Annotated in this window: 14 protein-coding genes; 4 read left to right on the top strand and 10 right to left on the bottom strand. The window is 45.5% G+C overall.

From position 1 onward, the window contains the following. Positions 1 to 167 precede the first annotated feature (167 nt). Entirely contained in the window at positions 168 to 1484 is a 1317-nt protein-coding gene (locus tag AC4E8D_RS14120; protein ID WP_490206382.1) for a mannosyltransferase YkcB-related protein, read from the bottom strand. A gap of 30 nt (positions 1485 to 1514) precedes the next feature. After that, on the bottom strand, positions 1515 to 2342 hold the full coding sequence (locus AC4E8D_RS14115; RefSeq protein WP_490206381.1) for a glycosyltransferase family 39 protein: 828 nt from the start codon (positions 2340 to 2342) through the stop codon (positions 1515 to 1517). Positions 2343 to 2547: 205 nt separating this feature from the next. Between AC4E8D_RS14115 and AC4E8D_RS14110 the strand changes: the two genes are divergently transcribed. Then, on the top strand, positions 2548 to 3231 hold the full coding sequence (locus tag AC4E8D_RS14110) for a response regulator transcription factor (RefSeq protein ID WP_449004568.1): 684 nt from the start codon (positions 2548 to 2550) through the stop codon (positions 3229 to 3231). Continuing rightward, positions 3231 to 4748 carry a sensor histidine kinase gene (locus tag AC4E8D_RS14105; RefSeq protein ID WP_449004485.1) on the top strand — a complete coding sequence of 506 codons (1518 nt, stop codon included), beginning with the start codon at positions 3231 to 3233 and terminating at the stop codon, positions 4746 to 4748. Before AC4E8D_RS14110 ends, AC4E8D_RS14105 begins: the two co-directional genes overlap by 1 nt. 590 nt (positions 4749 to 5338) lie before the next feature. On the opposite strand, the gene AC4E8D_RS14100 is transcribed toward AC4E8D_RS14105, so the two are convergent. Continuing rightward, entirely contained in the window at positions 5339 to 6049 is a 711-nt protein-coding gene (locus AC4E8D_RS14100; protein WP_449004484.1) for an SDR family NAD(P)-dependent oxidoreductase, read from the bottom strand. Positions 6050 to 6151: 102 nt separating this feature from the next. On the opposite strand from AC4E8D_RS14100, the gene AC4E8D_RS14095 reads away from it, so the two are divergent. After that, entirely contained in the window at positions 6152 to 6511 is a 360-nt protein-coding gene (locus AC4E8D_RS14095; RefSeq protein WP_076249478.1) for a MerR family transcriptional regulator, read from the top strand. Between the two features lie 115 nt (positions 6512 to 6626). On the opposite strand, the gene AC4E8D_RS14090 is transcribed toward AC4E8D_RS14095, so the two are convergent. The 5 genes from AC4E8D_RS14090 to AC4E8D_RS14070 all read right to left on the bottom strand — a co-directional run bounded on the left by AC4E8D_RS14090 (position 6627) and on the right by AC4E8D_RS14070 (position 11042). Continuing rightward, on the bottom strand, positions 6627 to 7208 hold the full coding sequence (locus tag AC4E8D_RS14090) for a GNAT family N-acetyltransferase (RefSeq protein WP_449004483.1): 582 nt from the start codon (positions 7206 to 7208) through the stop codon (positions 6627 to 6629). A gap of 44 nt (positions 7209 to 7252) precedes the next feature. Then, a complete protein-coding gene (locus tag AC4E8D_RS14085; protein ID WP_490206380.1) occupies positions 7253 to 7828 on the bottom strand; it encodes a GNAT family N-acetyltransferase in 576 nt (191 codons plus the stop codon). 165 nt (positions 7829 to 7993) lie between these two features. Then, on the bottom strand, positions 7994 to 8293 hold the full coding sequence (locus AC4E8D_RS14080) for a hypothetical protein (RefSeq protein WP_289392336.1): 300 nt from the start codon (positions 8291 to 8293) through the stop codon (positions 7994 to 7996). Between the two features lie 140 nt (positions 8294 to 8433). Further along, complete coding sequence (locus tag AC4E8D_RS14075) at positions 8434 to 10203, bottom strand: ATP-binding cassette domain-containing protein (protein WP_221819535.1); 1770 nt, start codon at positions 10201 to 10203, stop codon at positions 8434 to 8436. After that, positions 10188 to 11042, bottom strand: coding sequence for an ATP-binding cassette domain-containing protein (locus tag AC4E8D_RS14070; RefSeq protein ID WP_490206379.1), 855 nt, complete (start codon positions 11040 to 11042; stop codon positions 10188 to 10190). Before AC4E8D_RS14070 ends, AC4E8D_RS14075 begins: the two co-directional genes overlap by 16 nt. 112 nt (positions 11043 to 11154) lie before the next feature. Between AC4E8D_RS14070 and AC4E8D_RS14065 the strand changes: the two genes are divergently transcribed. Next, a complete protein-coding gene (locus AC4E8D_RS14065) occupies positions 11155 to 11745 on the top strand; it encodes a biotin transporter BioY (RefSeq protein ID WP_405132192.1) in 591 nt (196 codons plus the stop codon). A 142-nt stretch (positions 11746 to 11887) separates the two neighbouring features. On the opposite strand, the gene AC4E8D_RS14060 is transcribed toward AC4E8D_RS14065, so the two are convergent. Continuing rightward, positions 11888 to 13357, bottom strand: coding sequence for an Msr family ABC-F type ribosomal protection protein (locus tag AC4E8D_RS14060; RefSeq protein ID WP_490206378.1), 1470 nt, complete (start codon positions 13355 to 13357; stop codon positions 11888 to 11890). 501 nt (positions 13358 to 13858) lie between these two features. Continuing rightward, positions 13859 to 15748, bottom strand: coding sequence for a beta-glucoside-specific PTS transporter subunit IIABC (locus AC4E8D_RS14055; RefSeq protein WP_405132190.1), 1890 nt, complete (start codon positions 15746 to 15748; stop codon positions 13859 to 13861). Between the last annotated feature and the right edge of the window lie 26 nt (positions 15749 to 15774).

The raw sequence follows: 15774 nt of genomic DNA, 5'->3' as shown, positions 1-15774 counted from the left end.
GCTGTTATCCCCAGATTTTTTGATTCCCTTTATAAAGGGAAAATCCGGGGATAGCGTATGCTTCCGATGTAGCTTTCTTGCAGAAAGCTTGTAGGCGAACGCTTCGCTTTTTCAGTTTTTTTCTGTCCTCTCCGTTATCGTGTAAATGATAAGTTCAATTTATATAGCTACAATTTCACTTCGTACAAGGTCGTCTGTCCGCCGAATCCAAATCCAGCTCTGTTTCCGGTGTCTCCGTTATCCGTAGATCCGCTGTCGGTGCCTGTCTGCCATTCTGACGTTGGAATCTCGGTTCCGTGCTCTTTGATCCAATCGCTAATTTCCGAGTTCCCTCCGCGGCCACCCATGCCACCAACCATGAAGTATTTCACTTGCCCGCTCTTGACGAGTTGCTCAAGTTCCTCTGTTGTGTACACCGGGTCTGATCCGGAAAAACCTCCAAGCGTAATGACCGCTGCTCTTTCATCGATAATATAAGGTGCTGCCTGATTATAGTCTGTTGTGGCGAAGAGATACGTTTCGCCTGTATTGTGCTCTTTCAGATAAATCAGTGTAGCTGTATCCACTTCTTCGTTACGGTTGCCCATTCCGCCACGGCCACCCATTGCAGGCATTTCTGTGTCTCCTGCACCGTTACCCATCGGCATACCCATTCCTGCTCCACCAAACATACCATTGGAACCAGTAGGTCCTGCTGCAGGAATCATGCTGTTGCCACCATAAGTAATTGGGGTGAATGCCCAGTAGATTGGACCGATCAGCATCACCATGAATCCCGCGATAATGAAGCTCTGTTTCCATCGATGTGTGCGATGAAGCATAACGATTAGGATAACCGTGATCAGAATGCCTGCGATCAATTCACTAATGGACCAGCCTGCACCAATCGTATCGTTATACACCTGCATGATATACCAGCCGAACAGAGTCGTCAGCAGCAGGGACACCGGAAGCAACCATGCCTGCCATCCATCGCGATCACGATATGATTTCCACATCGCTACAAATCCTGCGCCAGTCAGCGCCGCAATTGGAGGTGCAAGCATAATCAGATAATATTGATGGAAGAAACCTGCCACACTGAAAAAGGCTGCAACGGGAAGCAGCCAGGCTAGCCAGAACAAGGCTTCCTTGTGTTTATTGGTTATATTTCTCCGTCTTAATCCTGCAAATATGGCAATGCATCCAAGCAGCACAACTGGCAACAGCCAGCTAGCTTGACCTGACAGTTCAGTCTGGAACAGACGCAGAGGACCTTTCTCCCCTGTTCCAAACATTCCGCCCATGCCACCGCCGAAATTTCTTCCGTTTGGCATTTCGATATCATTCGGCATCTGCCCGCTCGGGAAATTGCCATTCGGCCCATTCATGCCACCCATGGTGTTCAAGCCATTCGAACCATTCGTATTATCGTTATCCGGTGCATTGACATCTTGCCCAGCACCAGGAACACCACTGCCTGTCTGATTAAGGTCTGAAGACAAGTCTTCTCGATTTCCCCGATTATTTCCCTGTCACATACCATTTGGCATACCTGCGTTACCTGCAGTATTCTGCTGACCCGTTAGGCGAGCCAGACCATTGTATCCAAAGGCGAGTTCCATGACCGAGTTTGTTTCACTGCTTCCGATATAAGGCCGCTCGTCTTCGGGTATAGAATCCACAGTGACCGCCCAGGATAAGGAAACGACCGCCAGAACCGCTGTGCTGCCGATCAGCAGGATGATCTTCCTTCTCCATTTCGCCTGAAATGCAAGCAGATAAAGCAAGTAAAAAGCCGGGAGAATCATGTAGGCTTGAAGCATTTTCATATTAAAGGCTACGCCTATTAACCCAAAAGCAACCAGAATGCGCCAAGTACTGCCTTGTTTGCTGCCTTTGAACAAAAACCATGAACCCAGCAGTAGTGTAAACACCAGCATGCTGTCAATATTGTTGGTCCGACTGACTGCAGCCACAACTGGCACAGTTGCCATCGCAAGTGCCGAGATTCGTGCTGCTGCAAGTCCATATGTAGGTTTCACCATGAAATAGATCAGGAGCACCGAACCGATTCCCGCTAATACCTGCGGCAAAATAACACTCCATCCGTGCAATCCAAAGACATAGGCAAAGGCCGTCTGAATCCAGAAGACAACTGGTGGTTTATCTACAGTGACCGAGCCTGCTGAGTCTAGTGAAGCATAGAAAAAGTTATGGAAGTTGCTGAGCATACTCCCAACGGCAGTCGTATAATAGGAATTGGCATATTGATCGTTCCAGATACCGTACCCATTCAGAAATGCCGCCAGTAATACAATCGGCAGAAGGACAAGATCCATCCTTCTTTTGGTGTTATTCAAAGTTAATCACTCCTTCAAATTTCTTCATGTCTAGTATTGTGACATGCCAAAATAAAACTGGGATGAGTGCCCGCTGAATGTTGTCTGAGGATAATTCACAATCCTTTCAGCTAAATTTCAGTTTGGCAAGCGATAATACAACATACAGTCCCTCTCCATTGAGGGAGAACTATAGATGGAATCAAGCAAGGAGGAGCGGCACATAATGAAGCTTAGCAGCGGAATTAAAATACTATTGGCTGATGATGAACCGCATATTTTACAATTTCTAGATCTTGGATTAAGCAATGAGGGCTTTGATGTGCGCACCGCACCGGATGGAGCGGCTGCGCTTGAGTTAGCGCTTGAATTCAAGCCACATATGGCTATTCTGGATGTCATGATGCCAGAGATGGATGGATTCGAAGTGGTCGAGCGTCTGCGCAAGACCGGTGCCGAGGTTGGCGTAATTATGCTGACAGCGAAGGACGAAGTCGAGAACCGGGTTAAGGGCCTTTGGTTAGGTGCTGACGATTACATGATCAAACCCTTTGCCTTTGATGAGCTGCTCGCCCGGATTCAGGCCAGACTGCGTAATCAATTTCCTTTATTAATAGGAGCCGTCACCCACGGTCCCTTCCGAATTGATGATCAGCGCAAAGAAATCACCTATCAGAATCAGGTTCTGGAGCTATCTCCTACCGAATACGAATTGCTAAAATTAATTGTGCTTAATCATGGGATTGTACTGAGCAAAGCGACCATTTTGAGTCGGGTGTGGGGGTATGATTTTGGCGGGGAAGAAAATATTGTGGAGGTATACGTTCGCTCCTTGCGTGACAAACTCGGGGATAAAGAGCATAAACTCATCCGCACGCTTCGGGGTGTCGGGTACAGGGTGGATCTTTAATGAACTCTCTGCCTAAGAAAAATAAACTTCGTTTAAGACGTCTCCACCAATGGATCTGGCCTCATTCATTGCGTTCTCAATTGCTCTCACGTTCCCTGTTCGTGCTTGCCGGGCTGTTATTGTTAATCGGTATTCTGCAATTTTGGATCATGGAAAGTTTTCTCTACCGGAATCAGGCGAAAACCATGGAAGAACAGCTTATGTCCATGCCCCCGGTTTGGCTCGGTATCCAGTCCCGTAGTGGCTCTTCCAACAATCCTTTTGGTGGACAGGCAGGAAACGGGTCTGGCAATCGGGTGTTGTTTATTCCAGACCGTTCACTGGCTCTGTTTGATAACCAAGGCACGTTCGAGGATGTTTTTGGAGAAGATGGTCTGAAAGCCCCTCAACTATCAACCGTTGAATATCAGGACATTACAGATGAGTTGAAAGAACAAAAACACATTCCCTACCGGATCGTCACGGATAGCCAAGGGAATGAGCAATTGATTGTATTTGCTTCACCCGGTCCACGCAATCGTGGCTTACCGATGGTCCAGATGGGTACGGCTACGAAGCCACTGAGAGACTTGATTATTAAACAGCTTCTAATCTTCCTCATGTTATCGCTGTTGGCCATGGTAGCCGGTCTTATTCTATACACTAAGGTATTACGCCGGACGCTGGTTCCCCTGTCCAACATGGTGAATAAAGTACAGCAGATCGATGCAGGAAGTCTCGCAGAACGCCTTCCCGTCGTTCAGGGACAAGAGGAAGTGGATCAGCTCGCAGTTTCATTCAACGGCATGCTTGAAAGACTGGAGAACTCGTTTGAAGCAGAGCGGGAATCGAAAGAGCAGATGCAGCGTTTCTTGTCTGATGCTTCCCATGAGCTTCGTACCCCGCTCACCTCCATTCACGGCTTCATTGAAGTTCTGCAGCGGGGTGCAGCGACCAATCAAGATCAATTGTATAAAGCACTGGACAGCATGCACGGTGAATCCGTCCGAATTAACAAGCTGGTTGAAGATTTGCTGTTACTAACCAAGCTGGATCAGGCTCCAAGGCAGGAGCGGGAGGTCATTCAGCTAGATAGTCTGCTGCTCGAAATGCAACCACAACTCGCCATGATGGCTCAGCAAAGATCCATTCATCTTGATCTGACGGCTGAAGTATATGTACTGGCTGACCCTTACAAGCTGAAGCAGGTTGTGCTGAATCTGTTCCATAACGCGGTGCAGCACACCGATCCTGAACATGGAGCCATCTCCATAACATTATATGCCACGCATCATAAGGCTGAATTATCAGTGAAAGATAACGGCACAGGCATTGAACCTGAACATCTGCCCCATATCTTTGAGCGATTTTACCGCACAAGCAGTTCTCGTTCGCGCAAACAAGGTGGCGCAGGTCTCGGCCTAGCCATTACCCGCTCGATTGTGGAGTCGCATGGTGGGAAAGTTACGGTACAAAGTCAGGTAGGCCTGGGAACGGAATTTATGATATTGCTGCCGCTGTATAAGGCTGATGTCTAGACTGAGCGCAGCCTCCAAGTAGGTTGGCTATAAGCAGCTCTACGTAAGATCTACTTGATCATTACTCAAGCTCTAGTCAAGCTCCAAATGCTGCTTTTCTTCCATTTTAATTCCGGCTTTTCATTGCATGACGAATCCCCTCTCATCTCGGTTGAGGAATGAAAGGGGGATTCTTTTTGTATCCGATTAATAGAGTGTAGAGTAGTAGCTCAATTGGTTTCAGGCTTTCAGGCTAATGAATCTGAGACGTCTTATTCAAGCATTTGGAGCGTCCGCAGAGATCTAATGAACCTGAGCCACGTTATATTAGAATAAACAGCCGTTTACTGCGTTTTTCTAAGGGTATTTCGGGAAATAGCGTGTCTGATGTTCCTTACAATTTAAGAAACGTACCGAAAGGCCAATAAGACGTCCTATGTTCGTTAGAAAATTGTCTACCCAATCGTCAGGATCAGCCATCTTGGACCTCAAGACTTTTGAGACCTTGGTATCCATCATCGTATAGCTCGCCTAAGTTTGAATATGAGTTTGAGTTTGAAGATACACGCTAAAATTCATCCTGTTCTATCGTTGCTTTTGGCAACGGCGGACTACCAAGGGTATACGCCATTCTCATCTAGGAACTCCCCATTATGGCGTTTACCATCCGTCGCATAGCGCACAATAATCGCAGCGCCGGCTTCTTTTGATTTACCGCCTTCGGCATTGCCATTAAGATCTGTTGATGTGAATCCGGGCGTTACCGCGAAGACTTGCGCCCTGCTGTTTTTGACTTCATAAGCCATCGAAAGTGTCATGGCACTGTTGGCCGTTTTGGATGAATTATAGTCGAAGGCATTTAAAGTAGATTCCTCATTTTGCATATGATGCAGAGAAGCCATGTCGGTTGATACATTAATGATTGTGCCTTCATTATCTTTGATTAACGGGAACAATCGCTGATTCAAACGGAAGGTGCCGAAAAAGTTCACTTCAAAGGCGTTCCGCAGATCTTCCTCTTTTGTATCCGTGAAGGAATGAGAGAAAGCACCCGGCATACCCGCGTTATTGATCAGAAGGTTTATTGCGGGATAAGTCTTCTGAATCGTATCGGCTGCCTGCTCAATGCTATTCAAGTCGCACATGTCGATCTGTACAAATTCTACATCTAACCCCCTGGAAGTTAACTCGGAAACAGCTCTTTCACCCCGTTCAACGCTACGTGCGCCGAGGAGAACTCTCCAACCTGCTTCACCTAACTGCTTGACGATTTCATATCCAATTCCTTTATTTGCTCCGGTTACAAATACAGTCTTTTTCATGCGAATCCTTCTTTCCATAATTTGATTTATATTTAACAATGTATAAGTTACTATGCTACACTTAGTGTAGGTCAAATTATTTTTATAAAAAGAGGGATTAACATGTTAACGATTGGAGAAGTAGCGAAAAAAGTTGAAATCTCCATTGGAGCGATCCGCTTTTATGAAAGAAAGGGACTGCTGAAACCTGCTGCACGAAATGAGCAGAACAACCGTCTTTATTTGGAGGATGATCTGAACTGGCTGGTTTTTATCAAATGCCTTCGCGAAACTGGGATGAGTGTGGAAGACATCAAAAAGTATTATGATCAGGTCAATGAAGGAACCTCCACGCTGAAGGAAAGAACCAAACTGATTGAGGATCAAAAACAAAAGTTGCTGAATGATATTGAGGAGAAAAAAGCGCAGCTTGTTCATTTGGATAACAAATTGGAGCGCTATTATCGCGGAGAGAATTATTAACATAAGCCTTGTCCAATAAAATAAATACAAAAAAGATCAGGCAGCCAAAGCAATAACTGTCCAACCTGACCCGAAACTTTCATTTTATAGCCTTTCATTATGGGACTACGTTCTATTAAAATTGGCCTTGTTGCTTACGCAGGTGGTAATGGTTATACTTTTCATCCTCGATCTCGATCAAATTTAACCGTTCAAAATTACATTTCTGTATCACCTTATTGGATGCTTGATTGGTAGTCAAAGCGATGGCATTTAACACTTCCACGTTTGTATATTCAAAAAAATACTCCGTCATTCTTTTGAGTGCCTGCGTTGTGTAACCACGGTTTCTGAAGTGTTTCGAAATACCATACATAATCTCCCGATTGGGTGCTGGCAGTTCGTCCTTAATTCCTGAGCAGCACCAACCTATGAACTCATCCTTTTCTTTGAGAACGATAGCCATACGTAAATATAACTCTCCGATATCCCCTCCTGCCATCACAGCTTGTTTAAAACGCTGATTCTCAGGGATTTCATATTCGGTGAGCCACAGGCTCCTGTCTTCAATCGTAGCGTTCCATCCCGGTAGGAATTCATACACCTCAGGTTGCCACGTAATTTCTTGCAGTTTCTCTAAATCTTCAATTCGATACTCGCGCAAATAAATATCCTTGCAATCGATGATTAATTCATCGGTTAGTATGGGTTTGTTCATAGTTCCTCCTACTACACACTTAATTTCAGCTTATTAGCTTTACTTCAAACAAGGCCCTCTTTTTCCATAAACTCATCTTTGGTTAATCCAAAGAGGATCAGATCCTGGTATTTTCCATCCGTATAGACCACTTGGCGGCGCACACCTTCCTGAACACATCCAAGTTTTCTCATCATCGCTGCGGAAGGTTCATTTCCTTGGAGTACATAATCATTAAATTTATTGAGCCTGCGCTCGAAGAAGGCATACTTTAGCAAGATTCGAACGGCTCTGGTTCCGTATCCTTTTCCTCGATGATCCCTGTCAATTTGAATGCCAATGCTAAAGGTACCGTTTCTCTCATCAATGCTGTTCAGATTCACACCTCCGACATTTTCACCATCCATATTTACAATTGTAAACATGATCCGTCCTTTGGCTAAAGAAAAATCAGAGAAGTTTTCCGTGAAACTCTTCGCTTCAACATGGGTTGGCGGCAACTCTACTGCACACTCCAATAACCGACGGGCAGGAGTATCAAAGCGGTTATAATAATGATCTTCCCAATCTTCTTCACGCAAAGCACGTAATCTGATCTTATCATCCTGCCAGAAATATTGACTATAATCGATCTCTCTCATCCCAAGTCCCCCGCATATTTAACCAGATTTTTACTTCGAGCTACAAATATAATAACCCATAATGTGGAATTGGAGGAGAATTATTTTCATTCAACACAACGAAAATAACCCCCGAACAGGACAAAACCTGTTGGAGGCTACGCTCTACTTCATATCAAAATCTAACTACGAATCTTCCGTATATTGAGGCTTGGACACGTTATCCGGAACCGTTTCATCAAAAACATCCTGACCCGGATAATCCCGTACTTCTCCCTCGTGAAGCTCATGATTTTCATAATCAAAACGATGTGCAGACCTCTGATCCACCCGCCACGGAGAACTTTTCCCGAGAGACTCGGATAACAGAGATGAACCGTAAGGACCCTCCGGGAATTCTTCGAGTGTGATATCGTTTCGCTGCGACTCCACCGTAGACACATCGGTATATTCTTGCCGTTCTTCACGCAAAAACTTATCTTTCATCGTTTATCCCTCCTGATCCACTTCAGATGACCAACGTCCACTTATTGTGAGCGAGGACAAACGCATTTATGCATGATCTTTGGAAAACACTGCGTTTAGGTTTTGATCCATTACCGGATCCATCACGATCATTATCGCCATCACAATTGGCGAATCCATATTAATAGTACAAAAACAATGAGGCCAGCCATGCTAATCCAGGTATCACGTTTGGACCATACCAATAACAATGAACGTCCTCCGAGCGTAGAATGCTCTCTAACTTTACGCATTTCCATCGCAATGGTCATATCCTCCGCACGTTGGAACAGTGCCATTAACAAGGGAATCACCATCGGGCCCAGGTCACGAATTCGAACGGTATTGGGTCTCAAAGCTGCCTTCCCACGTGCCCGTACGATCAGTGAGAATCGCTGCCACTCACTCCAGATCATCGGGATAAACCGAAAAATTAACGATACAGCAAGAGCAAACGAAGCTACGGGCAACCTGATCTTTTTACCAATGCCAAGTACCCAGTTAAGCCCTTCTACCATTCGACCATAAGGTGTCGTCAACGAAAACCAAAGGCTTGCCAATGTGACGATAAACAAACGATACACATTCAGCAAAGTTCCCTCCGCCTGCATCAGAGAAAAGCCAAAGTGCAAACCTCCTCCTTCTGTTGAGAGAGTTGTCCCAGATAACGCCGTTGATATGATGAAAAAGAATAATAATGGCTTCATTAACTTCATACATCCAGCCAAAGTCTGACGCGGGAGCACGGCAAGTGCTGCTACTACCGGCACCAGTGTTAATGTCAATCCCAGCCATCGCTGTTGAAGCATAGCTGCGGTGACCAGCAAAATATACAAAATCCATTTCAGACGCGGGTCCATGACGCCATATAATCCGCCTGAATGAGTCAAGGTGTTCGGAAAAAGCTTCGGATCATCCTCCGTTTTAATGGACGACGCTATCTGTGCTTCTTTTTCATACTTCATTGCATCACTCTTGACTTCCATCGTTACCGTCCCTGATGCTTCTTTCGATCCGTCCTGAATCCCCACCTCAACTAACGTAGACTGAACAATGCATTCAGCCATCTCTTCTGGCGTCATTGCGGTCAATGGCAGCTCAAGACCCGCTGCTCTTAACTGCTGTGCCAGTCTCATCGATGGTGGCAGTCCAATCCCTGTCTGCTCCAGCAGTTCAGGCCTTTTGTGAAGTTCTCTCGGCGTAAGATCGGCGATTAGACGGCCTTCCTGCAACAACAATACTCGATCCGCACAAGGCAAAAATGTATCCAGATCATGGGTAGCTACCACGCCACCACCACCTGCCAGACGATGTTGCTCCAATACATCCAGCAAAAGCCCAACACTTTGGGCTTCCAACCCTGCGCTTGGCTCATCCAGCAGAAGCCAGTGCGGATTGGTCACACTTCCGAGAGCAAGACCTAACCTGCGCTTCTCTCCCCCACTTAGAGCAAATGGCGACCTGTCCAGATGAAAACGTCGATCCAACTCCGAGGACACTGGCGGGTCCCATTGGTTCAGTGCTTTTGTGATCTGCTCTTGTTGCTGTTTCTCTGAAAGTCGATAAGGACGCAGAGAATATGTGAATTCACGCTGAATACTTCGGGCAAACAGTTGTTGTTCCGGAAATTGAAACAATAGTCCCATTTGCAATAAAATCGACTGCGGCACTTTTCCTTCTTTCCAGAAAGGTGTGCCATCTAATGTGATACTTCCTGCATCGGGCGGTCTCAGACCAGCCAACGTCTGTAGTAAAGTCGTTTTTCCTGAACCCGTGCAGCCCAGCAGCAAGGTGATTTCCCCACTGTTCAACTGTACACTCACATCTTCAAGCAGTGCACGTTTGCCCGATTCCGATGCTTCTATGCGTATATTGGTTAGCTTGATCTCCAACGTGCGACCTCCTTGGCCAGTTGCTCAGGTCGCAGTGGCATGGCTTCTGGCATCATACCTTTTTGCTTGAGCAATAACGCAGTTTTTACAGTAAAAGGAGGGTCCAACCCTAACCGTTCACAGGGAGATAGCTGTACATTTTCCCGAGTAGCCTTCTCATTCAACTCTGTTTCATAGAAAAAGGACTCCGGCGTCCCGTTGTACACACAACGTCCCCTCTCCATAGCAATGATTCGATCACACAGGGTTGCTTCCTCCAGATGGTGTGTAATCCAGATCACCGTTGTCCCCCGCTGGGTAATCTTCTGAACGATGGCCTCGATACGGTCTCTTGCTCCTGGATCAAGCATGGCTGTTGGCTCATCCAGAATCAATATATCCGGTTTGGCTGCGAGCGCTACAGCAATATTAAGCAGTTGCTTCTGTCCCCCGGATAATTGTGAGACCGCCTTCTCCGGGGGATATTGAAGTCCTACGGTATGTAATGCATCCTGCCTGCGCTCCAATTGCTCTTCTACAGATTCCATTAATGGTGACAGCGCAAAATGAAACTCCTCTTCAATCGTATCGCCTAGTACCTGTGCATCCGGTTGCTGCAGTACACCCCGAACGGTAAGTTCATCCGAGATATCCCGTACCCCTCCAGATAGTGGAATGAATCCAATCAGTAGTCCAGCGAGTGTGCTTTTTCCACTGCCATTCGCCCCTACAATACTAATCCATTCTTCTTGGTGCAGCGTAAGTGAGACCCCATCCAGTGCTTTTCTCACCTGACTACCTTCGGAAGAATAATGCACTCGAACATCTTCTAATGTAATTATAGGCAGGTTGCCTTGCATCGTAAATTAGTCCTTTCCCTTTCTATTGTTATGTGGTACGATCCTAATCGTCAACCACATTTATATAATTGGTTAACAATCATATTACCAAAATGGAGAGGATTGTTCAAACATGAAATTATCTTTGCGAGGCATTGTATTCAGCGCACTTATGGCCGCAATTTTAGTACTTTTTGGTTACATAAGCATTCCCATTGGCTTCTCCCCAGTACCAATAACATTACAAACTTTGGCTGTCATGCTGGCCGGAGGATTACTTGGCCCACTATATGGTTTTCTGAGCGTTACCATGGTTGTTCTGCTCACCGCTCTTGGTTTCCCCTTGCTACACGGGACCGGAGGACTTGCGGTACTTCTTGGACCTACCGGAGGATATGTGATGATGTGGCCGATCTCCGCATTATTAATTGGACTGTTGCTTGCACGAATCAACATCAAAGGTGTCACAGGATTCATTCTCGCTTTTGTTGTATTTGAACTATTCGGCTCACTGCTTGTGTATGTATCTGGTGTCCCTTGGCTTGCTTATGCTTACAAAATGGACCTATCTGAGGCCATGATTCAAGGGTTTTATCCTTACATAATTGGGGATCTGATCAAAGCTGTATTTGCTGCCATCATCATTGCGCCAGTGCGCATGGTTTTCCCACCTCAACGCCTCACAGGTAACCTGCATTCCACGGTTATAAAAGCGGATTCTTAATAGAAGCTACATAAGGTAACTAATCTGCCTATCTTTGAAAACGACGAAACCGCCAAAATCACTTTGGCGGTTTTCGTTACTTCTCTTCCTCTAAGGTTGTTCTGTCATCAGAGTGATCCGTGTAAATCTTCTTTAGTTCAGCTTATATATTCACCTGAATTAATTGACGCTCTGTAATCTGAAATTGTTGATCGGCTGTATTTTCAATAAACCTCTGATCATGAGATACATACAGAATTGTCCCTTCGTAGGTCTTGATAAAACGCTCCAACGCTTCCAATGCATGCATATCAAGAAAATTCGTCGGCTCATCCAACAATAGAATGTTATATTGTCCAAGAAACAAGTGACATAATTGAAGACGAATCGCTTCTCCTCCACTTAATGTCCCCACATTCTTCAGCAAGTCATTACCTGTAAACTGCATCGCATGCAACGCACTTCTGAGCTCTGATTCCTCATATTCCGAACGATTCTTCAGGAATTGTAATACGGTCTCTTTTGTTGTAAAACGATAGCTCATTTGCTGAAAATAACCGATCTTCGCTTTTGGAGACATCGTGATATGATCTCCAGCATGGAAAACATGGTTAAGCAATGTGCTTTTCCCGCTGCCATTGGCTCCGGTTATCGCTATTTTTTGTTTTAATGGAACCTGAAAACTTACATCCTCCAGCAATACGTTACCTTCCACTTCAAGTGTAAGGCGATCTGCCATAATTGGATATCGGTTGTGCAGCTCCAGTGTCTTTGGCTGACGGAAGATCATAGGCCGATCCTCTTGCACCGCTTTTACCTCGTGAAGTTGTTGCATACGCTGTTCAATCGCTTTAGCTGCGCGGTGCACCGCTTTTTGACTGGTGCCTTTGGATTTTGTTTCAACCATGCGGTTTGTTTTTGCCTTGGATTCTTTTTTGGACATGCTTCCGGCCTGCGTTATTTTCTCGGCTTTCTTCATCTTTTCCCGAGCGGCCAGCTCCAATCGTCTTTTCTCCTTGGAAAACTGTTCATGAGCCTGGTTTTGTTGTTCACGCTCCAGCCTCTTCTGTGCCTGATAATTACTATAGTTACCGGAATATACGCGAACCTCACCTTGATGGATTTCCCAGATCGTGGTCACCAGTTCATCCAGAACCGCACGATCATGACTGATCAGCACAAGCGCCCCATAGTAATAACGCAATTCATCCAGCAAAAATGTAATGCCCTCTTGATCCAGGTGTGTTGTTGGTTCATCCAGTAACAGTACTTCATGATAATGGGTGAACATTTGAGCCAGTTTTAAACGGGTCTGTTCTCCGCCACTCCATGGTTGATCGTGTTGAGGTATGGCTAATTTACTGAGTAAAGCCCCATCAACTTCCAGGTGCCCATTAGGCTGCGGTGGTTCAACTTGTTCCAAATAACCAAACTCAGCATGACGTTTTACCTTTCCAGCGGTTGGCTGAATCTGTCCCGCAATGAGTTTCAATAACGTACTTTTACCCTGACCATTGCCACCTACTACACCGATGCGATCCAGTTGATGCACAGCCAGTCGCTCAATGTTCAGTACTGCTTTATCCATATAGGTCATCTCAACCTGTTCTAATTCAAAACATATCTTTTCCATATTCGCTACCTCCGAAATAAGATTTATTTCGTATCGATAGCGAAGCACACTTCTATCGATACGAGCTGATCGTGCCAGCTCGTATCAATAGAACAGTAACGTCATCATAGCGGTTACCTCCAGTAGTCTGTATTGAGCGCCTTTACCTAATTATTTACTTGATTAAGATAATCAGAAGAAAAAAACAAAGAATCACAGGCCGTGGCCTGTGATTCAACGTAAACGGGAAAGCGAGTATAACACTTATTTTAAGGTCAGGATGATTGAAAATGACAGACTGATCCCGTTTACTCTGAACCAACGGTCAGAGCCTTTGAACGTATTCAATTACCGATTCAAAGGAAGGAAGCGCAGTCTCATCGCATTTGTCATGTTCAATAATCCACCTTTCATTAACATGTATAGATGTAGATGTACAACTCCAATTATAATTTTCCAATTCCACCATGTCAACGGAACCATGAAAACACTGTACCATCAGATTAGTACATCAGCATCTATCTACTTTTGTTCCTGACCATTACCGCTACTTAATTTTAATAGAAGCTCTTGGCTACTAACCTGTCCGGTAGCCTGTGGAATTACTTCCTCGTAGTTGGCAGAATTCGTTACTATAATCGGCGTTACCGTGTGATAACCAGCAGCCTTAATCTGTGCAATATCGAATTCAAGCAACAGATCTCCCGCTTGGACCCGATCGCCTTCTTTGATATGGGAAACAAAATGCTGCCCGTCCAGCTTGACCGTATCTACGCCAACGTGAACCAATATTTCAGCACCGGTGTCTGACACTACAGCCAAGGCATGTTTTTTCTTGAATGCAACGGTAACTGTACCATCAAAAGGCGCTACGACTCTGCCCACAGCTGGCTCAATCGCAATCCCTTTACCCATGGCTCCCGATGCAAAGGCCGGATCTGGAACTTCCGACAATTCAACAATCGTTCCCTCGATTGGGCTAAATACAATCTCGTCTGAAGCATTCGTTGTACGGGCAGGTTGCTCAGCAGATACAGTAGATTCAGTTTTTGTTTCTTCTTCTACCGGATCTTTGAAGCCCATGATGTACGTCAGTGCAGCCGAAACAACAAACGATACTACGATACCCAGAATCAATCCAGGGAAACCTTGTCCACCTGGTCCGTAGAAGATTGGCAAGGTCAGTAATCCCGGTGCGCCGGATGCAAATGCCAATGTGCCCGCTTGACCAATGATAGCTCCACCAACTGCACCACCGATTACCCCTGCAATGAATGGACGTTTCAGTGGTAATGTTACCCCATAGATGGCCGGTTCCGTAATACCGAATAAAGCCGTCAACGTTGATGATCCAGCCAGCGTTTTCAGTTTTTTGTTCTTGGTTTTCAGCATAACCCCAAAAGCAGCACCCGTTTGGGCAAAGATTGAAGCTGTCGCAGCGGGTTTAACACCATCCTGTCCATACACTGCAACGTTGTTGATAAATACTGGAATCAGACCCCAGTGTATTCCGAAGATAACGAGCAGCTGCCAGCTTGCACCCATAACTGCTCCTGCGAGCAATGGACTGAATCCAAATGCGGCAACCAGTCCAGCTGCAATTCCATTACCAACGTATACGCCAAATGGTCCAAATACAAGCAATGTCAGAGGTACCATAATCACTAGCAAAAATAATGGCGTAACAAAGTTTTTCACACTATCATGAAGTGTCTTATTGAAGAACTTCTCCAACTTGCTCATCACAATGACAGCTAAAATGATAGGAATAACTGTAGATGAATAGTTCATCAGAATGACTGGAATACCGAAGAAATCCGTTGGTGTTCCCTCTGATTTCAACGTGACGATGGACGGATAGATCAGTGCTCCTGCAATCGTCATCGCGACAAACATATTCCCCTGGAATTTACGTGCCGTTGTAACCGCTAACAACAGAGGCAGGAAGTAGAAGAGACTATCTGCTGCTGCATACAGGATCGTATATGTTGTTTCTGTCGTTTCCAGCCATCCGATATTGCTTGCAATCAACAATAACCCTTTTAGAATACCCGCTCCCGCCATAACACCCAGAAGTGGGGCAAAGATGCTGGATATGATATCGATAATACCCCCGAGCCCTTTGGCTGCTTTGCGAGGTTTTTCTTTATCGGTCGAATCGTCCAGAATGTTACTGATCTGTCCAATGGCACTATAGACTTCAGGCACCTTGTTACCAACAACCACCTGGAACTGTCCTCCATTTTCTTTGACTGCGATGATACCTTCTGTTTTCTCCAGTTTGGCTTTGTCTGCCTTGGCATCGTCCTTCAATACAAACCGTAATCGTGTTGCACAATGAACCAGTGATTCCACATTTTTCTCACCGCCAACCAATTCTACAATCTCTTTGGCCAGTTTCTCTTGACTCATAATCTGCACCCCCACTTTTTCTCAAA

This window comes from Paenibacillus sp. SRL342, from assembly GCF_984798905.1.
The sequence above is the reverse complement of the archived record's forward strand: the minus strand, read 5'-3'. Positions and strand labels throughout refer to the sequence as shown.

What these genes read in the sequence shown, in the direction of transcription:
- AC4E8D_RS14110 (WP_449004568.1), top strand. Translation starts at nt 2,548, where the DNA reads ATGAAGCTTAGCAGCGGAATTAAAATACTATTGGCTGATGATGAACCG.
- AC4E8D_RS14105 (WP_449004485.1), top strand. Translation starts at nt 3,231, where the DNA reads ATGAACTCTCTGCCTAAGAAAAATAAACTTCGTTTAAGACGTCTCCAC.
- AC4E8D_RS14100 (WP_449004484.1), bottom strand. Translation starts at nt 6,049, where the DNA reads ATGAAAAAGACTGTATTTGTAACCGGAGCAAATAAAGGAATTGGATAT.
- AC4E8D_RS14095 (WP_076249478.1), top strand. Translation starts at nt 6,152, where the DNA reads ATGTTAACGATTGGAGAAGTAGCGAAAAAAGTTGAAATCTCCATTGGA.
- AC4E8D_RS14090 (WP_449004483.1), bottom strand. Translation starts at nt 7,208, where the DNA reads ATGAACAAACCCATACTAACCGATGAATTAATCATCGATTGCAAGGAT.
- AC4E8D_RS14085 (WP_490206380.1), bottom strand. Translation starts at nt 7,828, where the DNA reads ATGAGAGAGATCGATTATAGTCAATATTTCTGGCAGGATGATAAGATC.
- AC4E8D_RS14080 (WP_289392336.1), bottom strand. Translation starts at nt 8,293, where the DNA reads ATGAAAGATAAGTTTTTGCGTGAAGAACGGCAAGAATATACCGATGTG.
- AC4E8D_RS14070 (WP_490206379.1), bottom strand. Translation starts at nt 11,042, where the DNA reads ATGCAAGGCAACCTGCCTATAATTACATTAGAAGATGTTCGAGTGCAT.
- AC4E8D_RS14065 (WP_405132192.1), top strand. Translation starts at nt 11,155, where the DNA reads ATGAAATTATCTTTGCGAGGCATTGTATTCAGCGCACTTATGGCCGCA.
- AC4E8D_RS14060 (WP_490206378.1), bottom strand. Translation starts at nt 13,357, where the DNA reads ATGGAAAAGATATGTTTTGAATTAGAACAGGTTGAGATGACCTATATG.
- AC4E8D_RS14055 (WP_405132190.1), bottom strand. Translation starts at nt 15,748, where the DNA reads ATGAGTCAAGAGAAACTGGCCAAAGAGATTGTAGAATTGGTTGGCGGT.